General features: G+C 49.9%; 11 protein-coding genes. 9 read left to right on the plus strand and 2 right to left on the minus strand.

What is annotated here, in order from left to right; all coding sequences use genetic code 11:
- Positions 1–9 precede the first annotated feature (9 nt).
- Positions 10–2,856, minus strand: coding sequence for an adenylate/guanylate cyclase domain-containing protein (locus tag B5D40_RS06855; protein WP_143394397.1), 2,847 nt, complete (start codon positions 2,854–2,856; stop codon positions 10–12).
- A gap of 244 nt (positions 2,857–3,100) precedes the next feature.
- On the opposite strand from B5D40_RS06855, the gene B5D40_RS06860 reads away from it, so the two are divergent.
- The 9 genes from B5D40_RS06860 (at position 3,101) to pnp (ending at position 13,405) form a co-directional block, all read left to right on the plus strand.
- Positions 3,101–5,947: an FtsK/SpoIIIE family DNA translocase gene (locus B5D40_RS06860; protein ID WP_158222102.1), complete on the plus strand. Its 2,847-nt coding sequence runs from the start codon at positions 3,101–3,103 to the stop codon at positions 5,945–5,947.
- The gene (locus B5D40_RS06865) at positions 5,935–6,900 is read left to right on the plus strand and encodes a DNA-methyltransferase (RefSeq protein WP_078776318.1); all 966 of its coding nucleotides are present in this window, start codon (positions 5,935–5,937) and stop codon (positions 6,898–6,900) included. Before B5D40_RS06860 ends, B5D40_RS06865 begins: the two co-directional genes overlap by 13 nt.
- On the plus strand, positions 6,882–7,775 hold the full coding sequence (locus B5D40_RS06870) for a vitamin B12 dependent-methionine synthase activation domain-containing protein (protein ID WP_078776319.1): 894 nt from the start codon (positions 6,882–6,884) through the stop codon (positions 7,773–7,775). Before B5D40_RS06865 ends, B5D40_RS06870 begins: the two co-directional genes overlap by 19 nt.
- A gap of 16 nt (positions 7,776–7,791) precedes the next feature.
- Entirely contained in the window at positions 7,792–8,205 is a 414-nt protein-coding gene (locus tag B5D40_RS06875) for a hypothetical protein (protein ID WP_078776320.1), read from the plus strand.
- A gap of 169 nt (positions 8,206–8,374) precedes the next feature.
- The gene (locus tag B5D40_RS06880) at positions 8,375–8,908 is read left to right on the plus strand and encodes a hypothetical protein (protein WP_073302089.1); all 534 of its coding nucleotides are present in this window, start codon (positions 8,375–8,377) and stop codon (positions 8,906–8,908) included.
- Positions 8,898–9,533, plus strand: a complete 636-nt coding sequence (locus B5D40_RS06885; protein WP_073302087.1) for a nicotinate-nicotinamide nucleotide adenylyltransferase — start codon at positions 8,898–8,900, stop codon at positions 9,531–9,533. Before B5D40_RS06880 ends, B5D40_RS06885 begins: the two co-directional genes overlap by 11 nt.
- Complete coding sequence (locus B5D40_RS06890; RefSeq protein WP_078776321.1) at positions 9,530–10,513, plus strand: pseudouridine synthase; 984 nt, start codon at positions 9,530–9,532, stop codon at positions 10,511–10,513. The genes B5D40_RS06885 and B5D40_RS06890 overlap by 4 nt, the downstream gene beginning before the upstream one ends.
- 405 nt (positions 10,514–10,918) lie before the next feature.
- Positions 10,919–11,191 carry a 30S ribosomal protein S15 gene (gene rpsO / locus B5D40_RS06900; protein ID WP_073302082.1) on the plus strand — a complete coding sequence of 91 codons (273 nt, stop codon included), beginning with the start codon at positions 10,919–10,921 and terminating at the stop codon, positions 11,189–11,191.
- 15 nt (positions 11,192–11,206) lie between these two features.
- Positions 11,207–13,405: a polyribonucleotide nucleotidyltransferase gene (gene pnp / locus B5D40_RS06905; protein ID WP_233134248.1), complete on the plus strand. Its 2,199-nt coding sequence runs from the start codon at positions 11,207–11,209 to the stop codon at positions 13,403–13,405.
- A gap of 113 nt (positions 13,406–13,518) precedes the next feature.
- Here pnp and B5D40_RS06910 read toward each other — a convergent pair whose 3' ends face one another.
- Positions 13,519–13,857 carry a hypothetical protein gene (locus tag B5D40_RS06910; protein WP_078776323.1) on the minus strand — a complete coding sequence of 113 codons (339 nt, stop codon included), beginning with the start codon at positions 13,855–13,857 and terminating at the stop codon, positions 13,519–13,521.
- Positions 13,858–14,329 lie beyond the last annotated feature (472 nt).

Raw genomic sequence — 14,329 nt, forward strand, 5'->3', positions numbered from 1 at the left:
GGTCGGACTTTATTTTTCTGTCGCCTTATACACGCCGTTCCAGACTTCTCCTGCTTTGACTGGAGGATTTAATTTATACGTCTGGCAGCGGGCAATAAAGACTTCGGAGGGCGTGGGCGGAGAACCCGGATCTTTTTCTTGCGTATGGGGTTCCAAAAGTTTGCACTCTTCAAATGCGGCAATGGCTTCGTCCCATTTTTCGGCAAAGTAGAGTTCGTGCGCTTTCTTCCAGAAGGAGACCAGGAGCTTGAATTGGCCCGCGTCTTCGTCGGTGTTTGAAGCCAACAGTTCGTAGATTTGAACGGGTTCGGTTTTGCCGACGACATTCACCTTGTCGATGTATCGGGTGATGAATTCGTTTCGGTAGTCCGTTTTGTCGTCGGGATCCTGTTCTCCGGTCAGGACTTCCTTGCTCACTAGAATGTAAACGCCGTATTGCTTAGCGATGCTTTCCAGCCGGGAAGCCAAATTCACGGCGTCGCCCATGATGGTATAATTTTTCCGCGTTTCCGAACCCATGTTGCCGACGACGATTTCCCCGGAATTGATGCCGATTCTCGTGTGCATTTTGTAAACGGAATCCGGCCAGTCCGCTTTGCCGTTTTCCGATTCGGCTTTCCAGCGGGCGCGCAGCAGCAACTGGTTCTTTTGCATGGAAAGGGCGCAGAGGAGAGCGTTTCTTCGTTGATTTTTCAAAGGCGATGGCGCGCCGAAAAAGGCGATGATGGCATCCCCTTCGTATTTGTCCAAAGTTCCCTGGTGTTCTTCCTTGAGAATGTCCGTCATGACGCTCAGGTAGCTGTTCAACAGGACGACCAGTTTTTCGGGGTCGCCTATCTTTTCCGAAAAGGAAGAAAATCCCTGGATGTCCGTAAAATAGGCGGTCAGGTATTTCTTTTCTCCGCCGAGTTTCGGGAGCGTTTCGCTATTCAGCATCTGGTCGATTAAAACACTGGAAATATATTGTTTGAAGGATTTGTCCAAAAACGTCTTGTCCCGGTTTTCAAAATAGAAGCGGACGAGGAAGGAACCGAGGAACGCCCAGAAAATTTCGATGATATATGTTGCACAGCCGATATAGAAGCCGTTTTTGAAAAAGTGGAACGAAATGAAGACGTTTAACATCATCAGGCAGATAAGAAGCAGAATCGCCAGATACTGGAAGGCAAAAAGGCCGATGAGAATCGCGAGAATCGCCATGACGATGTATAAAGCCGGATGGGGAAAATCCGAAATCATATAATCGTTGTTCAGAATGTTGTCCATGATGGTGGCGTGGACGAGGACGGCGGGGAAATGATCTTCTTGAGGCGCGTTGTAGAAATCGAACATGGCGGGAGCCGCACTGCCCAAAATGAAAATTTTTCCCTGATAGGTTTCGGGGGGAATCCTGCCTTCGATGACGTCGTAATAGGAAAGGTGCTGAAAGGTACGCTGCTGTGCGGGAATGTTGTAAGCGCTTTTGTAGTGCAGGATAAAATCCCCGTGTTCGTCGATGGGGACTTGTTTTCGCTTGCCAAAACGGATTTCTTCACCCGGTTTCAGTCCGCGGATTTGATTGGTGTCGGCTTGGAAAATTTCGGCGAGGACATCGGGCGAGAAAATGGAGAAGTTGGAAACCCAGCGTTTCTTTTTTTTGCTGTAGTGGAAATCCAGCAGGGCGGAGAGCCAGCTGCTTTCGCCTTCGCGCAGATTTTGGATTTCCGGTTGGAAAAAGCGGATGATTTCCCTGTCGTAATCGCTCAATTCTTCGTCGTCCATATCGAAGTCGCCTTCATTGGTCAAAATGGTGACGTTTCCATCTTCGTTTTTGAGTGCTTGGACTTGAGACGTGATTTCTACGAAATTTTCGGCGAGGCTGTCCTGAGGTTCCTGGGAAAGGAGCGATTTATATTGCAGGAGATGCCGGATCATCGGGTAGGTGATTTGCGGATAGGTTGTGCGTAAAATTCCGGAACTGTCGCGGTAAATGGCGAAAGGTTTTCCCAAATCGGCGTATTTCCCCGGAATGATTTGTACCGAATCCGGATTCGCCTGAAAAAGATGCATCAGGGCCGAGATGGAAAGAATCGGGTAAACCTGGGATTTTTCTTCGGGCCATATTGCGGAATTGGGAAAGCGGTAAAACAGGCGCATTCGGCGGACAATGCCGTCGTCGTCAGGGGTCGCGTTGACGACTCCAAAATTTTTGGACGCGTTGGAAAGCTCCGGGAAAACATTGTCGAGAAGATCTTTCTCTTCGATTTGAGAGGGGTCGGAAACTTGCTCTAGCTGAAATACCGGTCTGGAACGGATTTGCTTTGCCCGATTTCCCGTGCTAAGGGGCATCCATTGCGATTGGTGCTTGTAGTCCGTTCTGGAGCTGAATGTTCCGCACACAATGACGTTGTTGTTTTGGGCGATGGTTCTCACCAGAATGGAATCGTAATCGTAGGACTGGCGGATTTTGTTGAAGTCCGCACGCCAATCGCGATCTGGGTAAAGTTCGCCGAGTACTTTTTCGGTGCGCCTGGCATTTCTGTTTCCGAAGTCGGCGTTTTTAAATAGGATGTCGAATGCGATGGCGGCCGCTCCGCCTTTTTCCAAATTTTGTACGACTTTGGCGTGGGTTTCCCGCGTCCATTCGTTATAGGGACCATATTTAGAAAGAGAGTTCTCGTCGATATCTACAATCAGAATGTCCTCGGAATGGCTTTCTTCATGGTCGGAGAGATATTTGGAAAATCCGTCGTAAAAAATGTATTCGGCACGGTGAAGAATGTCGGAGGGAATCAGAAGCAGGACTAGCGTCATGATAACGCCGGCGAGGAGCCCTGCCAATGTGCGCTTGATTTTTTTGGGATGCTTGAATTTCACAAGCAAAACATAGCAAAGAAAATGAATGATGCGGCAGTGCAAGCGGCGGAGAAGAAATCGATTCTCCTAACTTTCCACTAACCACTAACTTGTTTTGCAGCGTCTTCCGTTTCCAATTTCTTCCGGCGAATTGGAAATGTTGGCGGTTCGCCGCGTCGCTTTCGGGGGCGCATTTTCAAAGGAACGGTTTTGCTTTTGCACCGAGGCAAAATCCTTCGGGAAAATAAATTATATTTGCTCCCGTATGAAAAAACGTTCCAAACAAAAGGGAAAGCAAATGGATCCGAAAACGCCCAGACGGATTTTGGGCGTTATATTGCTGGCTTTTGGATTCTTGCTGCTGGTTTCGCTGGTCTCGTTTATCGGCAGTGAAAAAAATGGGCTTGGCCCGATTTTTGGGACAGCGGTTCCGCAGGCTTTTATTTATGTGTTTGGAAAGTTCTCGGCAACCATGGTGTCCGTCTGCTCGATATGCTGGGGAATTTGGATTCTTCTTTCCAGGGAATGCCCGAAATATTTAAAAGTTTGTTTCGGCATATCCATCCTTTGCGTTCTTTGCCCGGCGATATTTTCTCTGCTCGCCGCCCATTCCGGAAACCTGTCTTTAAATGACGAAGCTTTGTATGCGTCGGGAGGTCGTTTCGGTTTCTTTTTGGTGCACACATTGCTTTGGCCTGTTTTTGGAAAAGAAAATTTTGTCCTGCCGTTCCTCTTTTTGCTTTTAGTTCTCCTTGTTGTTTTTGTAGCCTTTTTTCATTTCCCGTTGGCGAAATTGGGATTTTTAAAAATGCCTTTTGTCGGCTTTGCCGGTTTTGTCCGCTGGATGTTCGCCCGTTCGGAAAAGGAAATTGCAAGCCCGAAATCGGATTTGAAAAAAACAAAAGGAACTGCGGAAAAATCTTTGGAAAAAGCAAAAGCCAAGGCGGCGAAAGCGAACGAATGGAATAGCGATTATACCATGTTGGGCATCGAAGCGAAACCGTTTCGCGGAGTCGCAGGCGCATTTGACGGAACTCTTCCTGTAGAGCAGCCCGCTCCGTTCCGGGAAGAAACGGAAACGCCGTCTTTGGTGAGTCCGGAGGCGACCGCTTCGGAAACGCCTTCCAACGAAGAGGCTTCTTCCAATGTGGCGGAGAGGGAAATCGAAGAGAAGGAACGCTATTTGCGCGAAAACGAAAAGCGCATGGGCGCCTTGGAAGTCCGAGCGTTGCGAGACGAAATTGCCCACTTGCGTCAGGTTCAGCAAATGAACAATTGGGAAAACGACCGCCATAGCCGTCCGACAATTAAAGGCGTTGTGGTGCGCGGAAACGATTTTGCCAAGAAAGATTTGCCCGAGGAGATCGGTCCGGAAAATCTTCAGGAAGTAAAGGCTCCCGCAGAAGAATCTGCGGCGGATTTGCCGTCGGAGTCCCCTCAGACCGCGGAAAATACGACAACGGAATTGCGCTATGACGAATATGTGATTCCCCAGGTCGCCGAAATTCTCGATACGCCGCCGGAGCAGAAGCCAGACTATACGGCGGAAGAACTGGATGAAATCAGTCACCAGTTAGAAGAGCAATTGGAAAATTTTAAAGTGAAAGGGAAAGTTCTGGGCATTTCGACGGGACCGATGATTACCCGTTTTGAAGTGGAACCCGGGCCGGGCGTGAAGGTCTCGCGTTTTACGACTCTCCATGAAGATTTGGCCCTGGCGCTGAAAGCGAAGTCCATTCGGATTCTGGCTCCGATTCCCGGAAAGTCCCTGGTCGGCGTGGAAGTGCCGAATCGCAAATTGCAGACGGTCTATTGTCGGGAGATTTTTGAAAGCCCTCTATTTAAACCGCAGCCGGATAAATTGATTATCGCTTTGGGCAAGGACATTACCGGAAATTCTTATACGATGGATCTTTGCCGCGCACCGCACATTTTGATTGCCGGTCAGACGGGTTCGGGCAAGTCGGTTTGCATCAACACGCTGATGGCGAGCCTTCTTTTCAGCAAGTCTCCCGATGAATTGCGGATGATTCTGGTGGACCCGAAAGTCGTGGAATTGAAACTCTACGAGAACATTCCGCATTTGCTCGCTCCGGTGGTCACGCAGCCCGATGTCGCCGTGAGCGCTTTGCGTTGGGGCTGTGTGGAAATGGATCGCCGTTATGAAGTTCTCGCTCAGTATAAAGTGCGAAATCTGGTCGGCTATAATCAAAAACGCCGGGAACAGCAGGAATTGATTCGCCAGATAGAAGAAAAGAAGGCGGCTTACGAATCGGCGAAGGCCCTTGCCGAAAAAATCGAAGAAGAAAACCGGCAAGAGGTGGAACGGGCGACTGCCAGCGGGGAATCTCCGGCTCTTCAGGTGGTTCCCGAAATTCCCGACCCAAAGGATATCCCTCCGATGCCCACGGACATCATGGAAAATATGCCCTATATCGTCGTGGTCATCGACGAACTTGCCGATTTGATGATGGTGGCGGGAAAGGAAGTGGAAAAATACATCGCCCGGATTGCGCAAAAGGCGCGAGCGGTCGGAATCCATCTGGTCATTGCGACGCAGCGTCCTTCGGTCAATGTGATTACGGGGCTTATCAAGGCGAACCTTCCCGCGCGAATCAGTTTTAAGGTCGCTTCCCTTGTGGATTCCCGGACCGTAATGGATCGGGGCGGTGCAGAAAAACTGCTCGGTCGGGGCGATATGCTCTACCGTTCTGGGGACGATCCGGAACCGATTCGTGTGCACGGCGGCTTTTTGACGGATGAAGAAGTGGAGAAGCTGGCGGATTTTTGCGCGGACCAGAATGTGCATTTTGAAAGATTGGAGTCCTTTGACGTGGACGATCCTGCCGAGGATGCCGAAAACGCCGACGGCGCCGCCAATCTGTCTGGTAAAATTGACGGGTTGGCCATGGATGTCGCTCGCTACGGCATGGAGCGAGGCTCCCTTTCCGCTTCCGAAGTGCAACGCCATTTCTCTGTCGGGTTCAGCCGTGCGGGAAAAATTCTGGATCAGCTGGAAAGGTTGCGAGTCTGCGGACCGAAACGCGGTTCCAAGCCCCGCGAAATGCTGGTGAACGACGAACAGTCCCTTTATGACCTATGGCCTCGCTGAACTCTAAAACTCGGGCTCCTCGCAATCGGACGCTGACCATTTCTTCCGAAGAAATCGCTCGCTTGCAAAAGCGGCTTGTTGTGGATTCCGGGGAAAATTCCTTGCCGACGCTTGTCGAAAAAACGATTCTTGGGGATTCTTTGCGAGTCCTTCCCAAGATTCCGTCCTCTTTTGCGGATTTGCTCATTGTGGATCCGCCATACAACCTTTCCAAAAATTTTAATGGCAACCGCTTTTCTGCCATGTCGTCTGAGGATTACGAAGCCTATCTCGATTCTTGGATGGGGGAACTTGTCCGGATTTTGAAACCGGAGGGCTCGCTTTACGTTTGTGGCGATTGGAAATGCACGTCGGCAATTCAGCGTTCTATTGAAAACAAATTAACGGTGATGAACCGCATTTCCTGGGGACGCGAAAAGGGACGAGGGGCTTTGTCAAACTGGAAAAACAGCATGGAGGATATTTGGTTCGCCGTCAAAAATCCGAATGCTTACACCTTTCATGCGGACGCGGTGCGCTTGCGCCGACGGGTAATCGCTCCCTATAAAACGGATGGCCTTCCAAAGGATTGGCTCGATTCGGATTGCGGAAAATTTCGTGATACGGCTCCATCGAATTTTTGGGACGACATCAGCATTCCCTTTTGGAGTATGCCCGAAAATACGGATCATCCCACCCAGAAACCGGAAAAGCTTTTGGCAAAACTGATTTTAGCTTCTTCCAATCCGGGCGATATGGTTTTTGATCCCTTTTTGGGAAGCGGGACGACAAGCGTTGTCGCTAAAAAATTGGGCCGCCGTTTTTGTGGAATCGAGCAAAATCTGGAATACGCCTGCCTTGCGGAAAAAAGATTGGAGCTGGCGGAATCGGACAATTCCATTCAGGGTTATACGGATGGTATTTTTTGGGAAAGGAACTCCCTTGGTGCGCAGAAATGCAAGACGAAAAAATAAAATGGCGTTCGTCGCCGCCCCCTAAAATGCCTGGCGTGCAGGTGATTCTCGACCAGAATCTCGAAGAGCTGGTTCCGTTTATCGACTGGTTTTACTTTTTTTACGGCTGGCGGATTCCGGGAAAATTTCCGGAACTTTTGGAAGGGGACTCGCCTAAGGCGGAAGCCGCGCGGAAACTCTACGGCGATGCGCAAGAATTGCTTCAAAAGGCGATAGCGAAAAAGTGGATTCGGGCGAATGGAATCTGTGGAGTGTTTCCGGTAAATCGCCATGGAGAAACTCTGGAATTGCGTTCCGAATTTGGCTCGTTCCGCTTTGAATTTTTGCGGGAACAGGAAGTGCGCAGTGGCATTTGCAGAAATCGATCGCTGGCGGATTTTGTGAACCCGAAGGAAACGGATTACATGGGACTCTTTGCGGTTTCCGCCGGTTTCCAGATCGCGGAACAGTCGGAAGAGTTCAAAAAGAAAGGCGATGAATATTCGGCGCTACTTCTCCAATCGCTGGGCGGTCGCCTGACCGAGGCTTTTTCCCAAAAATTGCACTTGGACGTGATGAAAAAGTATTGGGGCTATTTGCCGGAAAATGCGGAACCCTTTGGAATAAGGCCTGCTCCCGGGTATCCGGCTTGCCCGGACCATACGGAAAAACTGCCGATTTGGCAAGCGATGCGGGTTCAGGAAAAAACGGGGATCGCTCTTTCGGACTCGTTTATGATGATTCCCGAAAATGCGACTTGCGGCTATTATTTTGCGCATCCGAAAAGCGGCTATTTTTCCATCGGGAAAATTGGCGAAGACCAGCTTTTGGAATACGCCCGGCGCAAGAATTGGACGTTGGAAACGGCGCGCAGATGGTTGTGCCCTCGAGAATAAATTATATTGACTCGCGATGGTGGATATCTGCTCCTACGTTTTGATCTTGGCGTCTGTAGTTCTATTTGGTTACAGCCTTTCTCGCCTTATCGATGGCTTTAGCACGGTTCAAAAGAAAATGCAGGATTATCGGCAGATGCTTGCGGAATACGAAGCCCCTCCTGATGCGACCCGCCGGATCAATACTTTGCAAAACGGCTTTCTGGCGCTGGGTTATGTCGTGCTGGCGCATCTCGCCGGTTTCACTTTGTGGTTTCTCGCTTTAATGGCTGCGAAATTTACGCTTTCCTGCTGCTTCTCGGACAAGCTGCATTGCCTTGTCATCCACAGGGAACGTACGCTTTCCAGACGCTTTTACGGGCTTCTCAAAGCGGACGCCCTGCTGAATATCTTTTTGAGTGCCTTCTTGCTCCTTGTGCTTGTTCTATGATAGGACCTTCTCTAAAAATGCCTTTTCAAAAATTCGGTTGCGACGCGTTGCGCTGTTTCGGGTTGCTTCGTTGCTCCGCTTTTCGGGGTGTCTTATCGGTTGCCGAACCCGTCGAAATATCCTCGGTCTCTCTCGACGTTCCTTCTCCAGCGCCATTTTTAGAGGGACCATGAAAAAAATTCTGTTTTTGGCACTCTGTTTTTTCTCGGCTTCTTTTGCTCAAAAAATGCCTTTTGTTGTCGGCGCTGTCGCGGAATCCGGTTACGGCATTTTGGATGACGGTTCGGAAGGGGCGGGGCTAAACAGGATGACTCCTTTTGTCGGCATCTGGTTGCAGGGCATAGGCGCATTGCGCTTGGGCTATGGCATTTACAATTATTCGCGAACGGACGGCGAGGGCGATCATCTTTCGGTTCGTTCCCGGGCATTGAACGTCTCTTTGAATATCGCGCCGGGCGGAGCCGGACGTCCTTATTTCATCGGGTCTTTTTCCCGCGCCCGAAAGCTCTCCAATATCGGGGACGTAACCTGGTATGAATGGGGTGTTGGGGGTGGGGCGACTTTTCAGGTGCTTCCCACGGCGGCTATCGTCACGGAGTTGGAATACCGCTGGATTCTTTCCCATTACGATCCGGTCGCGGATTTGCGTGTAAAAGGAAGCCGTCTTCAATTTAATGTCGGTTTTATGGTCTATGTCTTCTAAATCGGTCGCTATTTTCGGCGGAGCTTTTGACCCGGTTCATCGGGATCATGTTCGCCTTGCCCGCCTTTGCTTGGATTTAAAACTTTGCGATGAACTCTGGTTTGTTCCGAGTCCCGACAGATGGGACAAAAAACTTTTTGCCTCTCCGGCAGATAGGCTTGCCATGCTGGATCTGGTGGTGGGCGACGATCCGCGCATTCGTGTTTCTGAAATGGAATTGAACATGGGAGATTATCGGGGTTCCTATGTTTCGATGAGTTTGTTCCGCGAAAAATTTCCGGGCGTGAATTTCCGGCTCCTTGTCGGGGCGGACAGCTATCTGGGCATTCCGCATTGGCGGGATCCCTTGCATTTTTTTGGAACGGAATTTAACGGTGCTCAGCTCCTCAAAGAATTTGAACTGATTGTTTTTGAACGCCGGGGTTCTCCGAAACCCGACATGGCGGGGCACTTGGCAAAAGGCTATGCGCAGATGTTCTGGGTAGGACGCGAACAGAATTTTGACGGCAAATATGCGAGCAGCGAAATCCGCAAGGAACTTTTCTTTGGTTCCGGAAAAAAGCCGGAAGGCCTGGATGAAAAAGTGTTCGACTATATCCGAAACAATAATTTGTACCGTCTATGAACGAAGTTCCGAGCACTCTTTTTTTTGAAAGCGTCGTCCGCAACGAACAGCGAGGCTTTTTCCTTGTAGATGCGCTGGCAGCCCGCTTTACCTACCTCTCCCGGGACGCATGGCGGCAAAAGATTTTAAACGGCGTAGTCACTTTGAACGGCGAAGTGGCAAGTCCCGAAACGATTGTGCAGGCCAAGGATAAAATTGTCTATCGGGTGGACGATTACGCCGAACCGGAAGTGCCTACGCATTTTGAAACGCTCTATCGCGACGACGATTTTTTGATTCTTTCCAAACCGGCGGGAATCCCTGTGCACCATACGGGCCGCATCTTTTACAATACGTTTACCGGAGTCGTGCGCCGCGCTTTTCAAAACGATGAAATTTCGCCGATGCACCGCTTGGACAGGGACACGGGCGGCATCATGGTTTTGGCGATGAATGCGGATACTTTAAAGCGCTTTGAAAAATCACTGGAGCACATTCTTTTGCGCAAGTTGTACTTGTGCGTTGTCCGCGGGAGTTTCCCCGAAGGCGAAACGGTTTGCGAGTTGCCTTTAGCCGAAGATCCGCAGCATAAGATTCGCATCAAGATGTTCCCTCGCGAAAATGGAAAGCCCTGCAAAACCGTTTTTCGCAAAGTGGCGGAATTTCGGGAAAACATCGGCGATATCGAAGCCCCTTTTTCCGTTGTCGAAGCGGAACTTTTCACGGGTCGCAAGCACCAGATTCGGGCGCATCTCGCGAGCCTTGGCCATCCGATTGTCGGGGACAAACTTTACGATTTTGACGGGTCGTTTTATTTGAAACTCGTCGAAGGGCCGCTTTCGGAAGACGATTTCCGGATTCTGGGCGCGCACACGCAGATGCTTTTCGCCTATCGCGCACAGATTGCCATTCCTGGCAAAAATTCGGAGTGGTTTATGGCTGCCAATTTCCCAGAGGAAATGCGGCAAGTCGTGCAAAAAATTCCCCAGAAGTGGTTTTAGGCCATTTTTAAAATTTGGGACTTATATACAAAACTCCACCCGATTTGCTTGCCCTTCGACAGGCGGTTCCTGAGTTTATCGAAGGGCAGGGACCGGTTAAGAGTTAGGAGTTGGGAGTCGGAACAGAGAACTGAATTCTCACTTCCAACTTCCCAACTGCCCACTCAATATCACCGGCAACCTTGAATTCGTCCATTTGCCCATCCATGTCGGCGAATATCCGTATTTGGGCGTCTTTTGTGGAGAAGTTCGCTTGACGGCGGGGACAATTTTCTATTTTTTGCGCCAAGTAGTTGCATTTGTCCCGGATCTGCAGACCAGAATCGCCAAATTCCACTGGGTGCAGGCAGAGATGGGGCTAAAAGTAATTCTTTCACATAAAACCAAAAAGGAAATGGACGGCATATGGCTACCATTACAAAAGAAAAGATTCAGGAACTCACCGCCAAGTTCGGCGCTAATGAAAACGATACCGGAAACGTCCGTGTACAGATTGCGATTCTCACGGAAAGAATCAAGAACCTCACGGAACACGCCAAGGCCAACAAGAATGACCACCATTCTCTTCGTGGCTTGTCCTTGATGGTTGCCCAGCGCAGAAATCTGTTGAAGTATTTCAGCAATAAGGACATCAATGCGGCTCGTCAGCTTATCAAAGACCTCGGCCTCCGCGGTTAATTTTTAAGGATGCTTATGGAATATCAAATGCTAGCGCCTAAAGAGGCGACGGCAAAGCTCCCCGACGGAACGGAAGTCGTTCTGGAGACGGGGCGTCTTGCCAAGCAGGCTTCGGGATCTGCGGTTGTTAAAATCGGAGATGCCTTTGTTCTGGCTACGGTCTGCTTTGGACCGGAAAAGGACGGAGACTTTTTCCCGCTGACTGTGGAATATCGCGAAAAGGCTTATGCTGCCGGACGTCTTCCTGGTGGATATAATAAGCGTGAAGCGGGCCGTCCGAGCGACGAGGAAATTCTTTCCGCCCGTATCATCGACCGTCCGATTCGTCCGATGTTTCCGGAAAACTTCACCCGTGAAGTACAGGTCATTGTAAACGTCCTTTCTGCGGACAAGAAGTTTGCGCCGGACGTATTCGGTGTCTCTGCGGCGTCTTTGGCCATCGGTCTTTCCGAACTGCCGTTTGAAGAACAGGTTGCGGCGGTTCGTGTTGCCGTCATCGGAGACGAATACATTGTCAATCCGTCCTATGAACAGGTTTCTGTAGCCGATCTGGATCTCGTGGTCGCCGGTACGGAAAACTCGGTCTGCATGGTGGAAGGCGGTGCTTACGAAGTTTCCGAAGATACGATGATCAAGGCGATTACGACCGGGCATGAAGCGATCAAGGTTCTTTGCAAAGCACAGGCTGAACTCGTCGCCAAATTTGCCAAGCCGAAAATGGTCCTCACCCCGAAGAACAAGGGCGAAGCGCATGAAAAGCTCGTTTCCACGGTCAAGGAAGTCATTTTTGACGAATTGAACGAGGCGCTTCACGCTAATATGGTGAAGACGCAGCTTTATCCGAAAATGGCCGAACTGGAAGCCAAGGTCGTCGCTGATCCCAAGATTCTTTCGATTATCGGTGAAGGCGATGCCCAGGATCCGGCGCTCCTCGCCGATGCGAAGGCCATTTTTGCCGAATTGGAACGCACGACGATGCGTATGATGATTTTGAATGAAGGTCGTCGTATCGATGGTCGTGCCACGACAGAGGTTCGCCCGATTGAAATTCAGTTGGGACTCCTTCCAAGCGTGCACGGCTCCGCCGTCTTCCAGCGCGGCGAAACCCAGGCTCTGGTCAGCTGCACTCTCGGCACCAAGGCCGATGAACAGCGCTACGAAACCTTGCAGGGCGAAGGCTCCAAGAGCTATATGCTCCATTACAACTTCCCGCCGTTCTGCGTCGGGGAATGCAAAAAGCTCGGCATGTCTCGTCGTGAAATCGGGCACGGCCACTTGGCGGAACGTTCGCTCAAGGCGGTTCTTCCCGTCACGGAAGATTTCCCGTACACCATTCGCATTGTTTCGGAAATTTTGGAATCCAACGGTTCCTCTTCGATGGCATCCGTCTGTGGCGGAACTCTCTCGTTGATGGACGCCGGTGTTCCTATCAAGGCTCCGGTTGCGGGCGTGGCGATGGGACTCATTTCCGAAACGGGTCATGCCGATGATGCCAAGATCAAAATCCTCACCGACATTACCGGAACGGAAGACCACCTTGGCGATATGGACTTCAAGGTCACGGGTACTGAAGAAGGTATCACTGCGTTCCAGATGGACATCAAGATCAAGGGCATCACCCCGGAATTGATGCGCAGCGCTTTGGAACAGGCTCGTGCAGGCCGCTTGCATATTTTGGGCAAAATCAAGGAAGCGATTCCGGCTCCGCGAGACCATTTGTCTCCGAAAGCTCCGACCATGCTCAAGATGCGCATTCCGACAAGCAAGATTCGCGACGTCATCGGTTCCGGTGGCTCCGTTATCAAGGGAATGCAGGCGCAGACGGGTTGCCAAATCAATATCGAAGAATCTGGCGATATCGATATCGCGGCACCGAACGCCAAGGCTGGTGCCATCTGTCGCCGTATGATTGAAGAGCTGACTGCCGAACCCGAACCGGGTCGCATCTATAAGGGAAAAGTCAAAACGATTCAGCCGTTTGGCGCATTCGTTGAAATTCTTCCCGGACGAGATGGACTTGTACATATTTCCGAACTTGCCGACTATCGAGTCGAAAAGGTCGAAGATATTGTTCACGTGGGTGACGAAGTTACCGTTCTCTGTCTCGGCATTGATCCGAAGGGAAAGGTCAAGCTTTCGATCAAGGCACTTCAGCATCAGGAAAAACCGGCAGAGCCGCAGGGAGATGCTCCCGCAGAGCCGCCGCAAGCCTAGTCTGTTTTAGCGACAAAAAAATCCCGAACATCCGTTCGGGATTTTTCTATTCTGGCATGGATTTAAAAGCTGGAAGGCGAATGCTACGGAACGTTGAAGCGAAAAAGTTTGACTCATCCGCAAATGGATAAAATCCAAAAGCAGAGTGAGGCTATGCTCCATAGGATGGCATTTCTGAAGCTGTGCTTTTTACCGACAGCGCAGAAGGTGACAATCGAAGTAAAGGTCAAATAAATGCTGAAAAAATAGCAGATGCCGGATTGAATGCCTTCGGGAATCCATCGTGGGGAACATCCTCCTTGAGCTAAAACAACGTAAATCGCAAAAATTTGAAACAGCGAGGGAAGAACCAGGGCTTTTCGCATTTCTGGTTTTATTTCTTTCCAGGTCAGCACCAGTTCTATCGCAATGGCAAGAGCTGCTACGGTAGATAAAATGGGTAAAGCAATCATGTTCTGCAAGATAGTTTTTTAGGGGATTGTAAACGATTCCTTTGGAAAAACGGCAGAAGTATTTTGCTCTAAAAATTCTTGTCGTTCCGCATATGAATTCAAGAAATCTTTTCAAGTGAATGTCGTCGGCTGCGTTTGGGATAAAATTTTACCGGGAAATTTATGGTTTCGTCGTTCCAAATTTTCATGATTTTTTGATAAAACGGATTTACGCTTTTCATTTTGCTGGGAAGAACGCCTCTTTTAAAATCGGTGGCGAGCCTCTGCAAAGGCTAGGAGACTAGCGATTAAAAAATTAGCCGCTAATAGTTATGGCGAGGAATGAACGCCGAGAGTCACGTGATGTGCGATGCGTATTTAAAAGATTGCTTTCCTATATAGTCCTCCCTTAAAATCCCGTCCAGCCCGCATAACTATTGGGAAAAACTGATTTCTACCCTGTGAAAATATTGCAAGGATTTCTAAAATATGA

The sequence above is a fragment of the Fibrobacter intestinalis genome, from assembly GCF_900167415.1.
Classification (GTDB): Bacteria; Fibrobacterota; Fibrobacteria; order Fibrobacterales; family Fibrobacteraceae; genus Hallerella; species Hallerella intestinalis.

What these genes read in the sequence shown, in the direction of transcription:
- B5D40_RS06860 (WP_158222102.1), top strand. Translation starts at nt 3,101, where the DNA reads ATGAAAAAACGTTCCAAACAAAAGGGAAAGCAAATGGATCCGAAAACG.
- B5D40_RS06865 (WP_078776318.1), top strand. Translation starts at nt 5,935, where the DNA reads ATGGCCTCGCTGAACTCTAAAACTCGGGCTCCTCGCAATCGGACGCTG.
- B5D40_RS06870 (WP_078776319.1), top strand. Translation starts at nt 6,882, where the DNA reads ATGCAAGACGAAAAAATAAAATGGCGTTCGTCGCCGCCCCCTAAAATG.
- B5D40_RS06875 (WP_078776320.1), top strand. Translation starts at nt 7,792, where the DNA reads ATGGTGGATATCTGCTCCTACGTTTTGATCTTGGCGTCTGTAGTTCTA.
- B5D40_RS06880 (WP_073302089.1), top strand. Translation starts at nt 8,375, where the DNA reads ATGAAAAAAATTCTGTTTTTGGCACTCTGTTTTTTCTCGGCTTCTTTT.
- B5D40_RS06885 (WP_073302087.1), top strand. Translation starts at nt 8,898, where the DNA reads ATGTCTTCTAAATCGGTCGCTATTTTCGGCGGAGCTTTTGACCCGGTT.
- B5D40_RS06890 (WP_078776321.1), top strand. Translation starts at nt 9,530, where the DNA reads ATGAACGAAGTTCCGAGCACTCTTTTTTTTGAAAGCGTCGTCCGCAAC.
- rpsO (WP_073302082.1), top strand. Translation starts at nt 10,919, where the DNA reads ATGGCTACCATTACAAAAGAAAAGATTCAGGAACTCACCGCCAAGTTC.
- pnp (WP_233134248.1), top strand. Translation starts at nt 11,207, where the DNA reads ATGGAATATCAAATGCTAGCGCCTAAAGAGGCGACGGCAAAGCTCCCC.
- B5D40_RS06910 (WP_078776323.1), bottom strand. Translation starts at nt 13,857, where the DNA reads ATGATTGCTTTACCCATTTTATCTACCGTAGCAGCTCTTGCCATTGCG.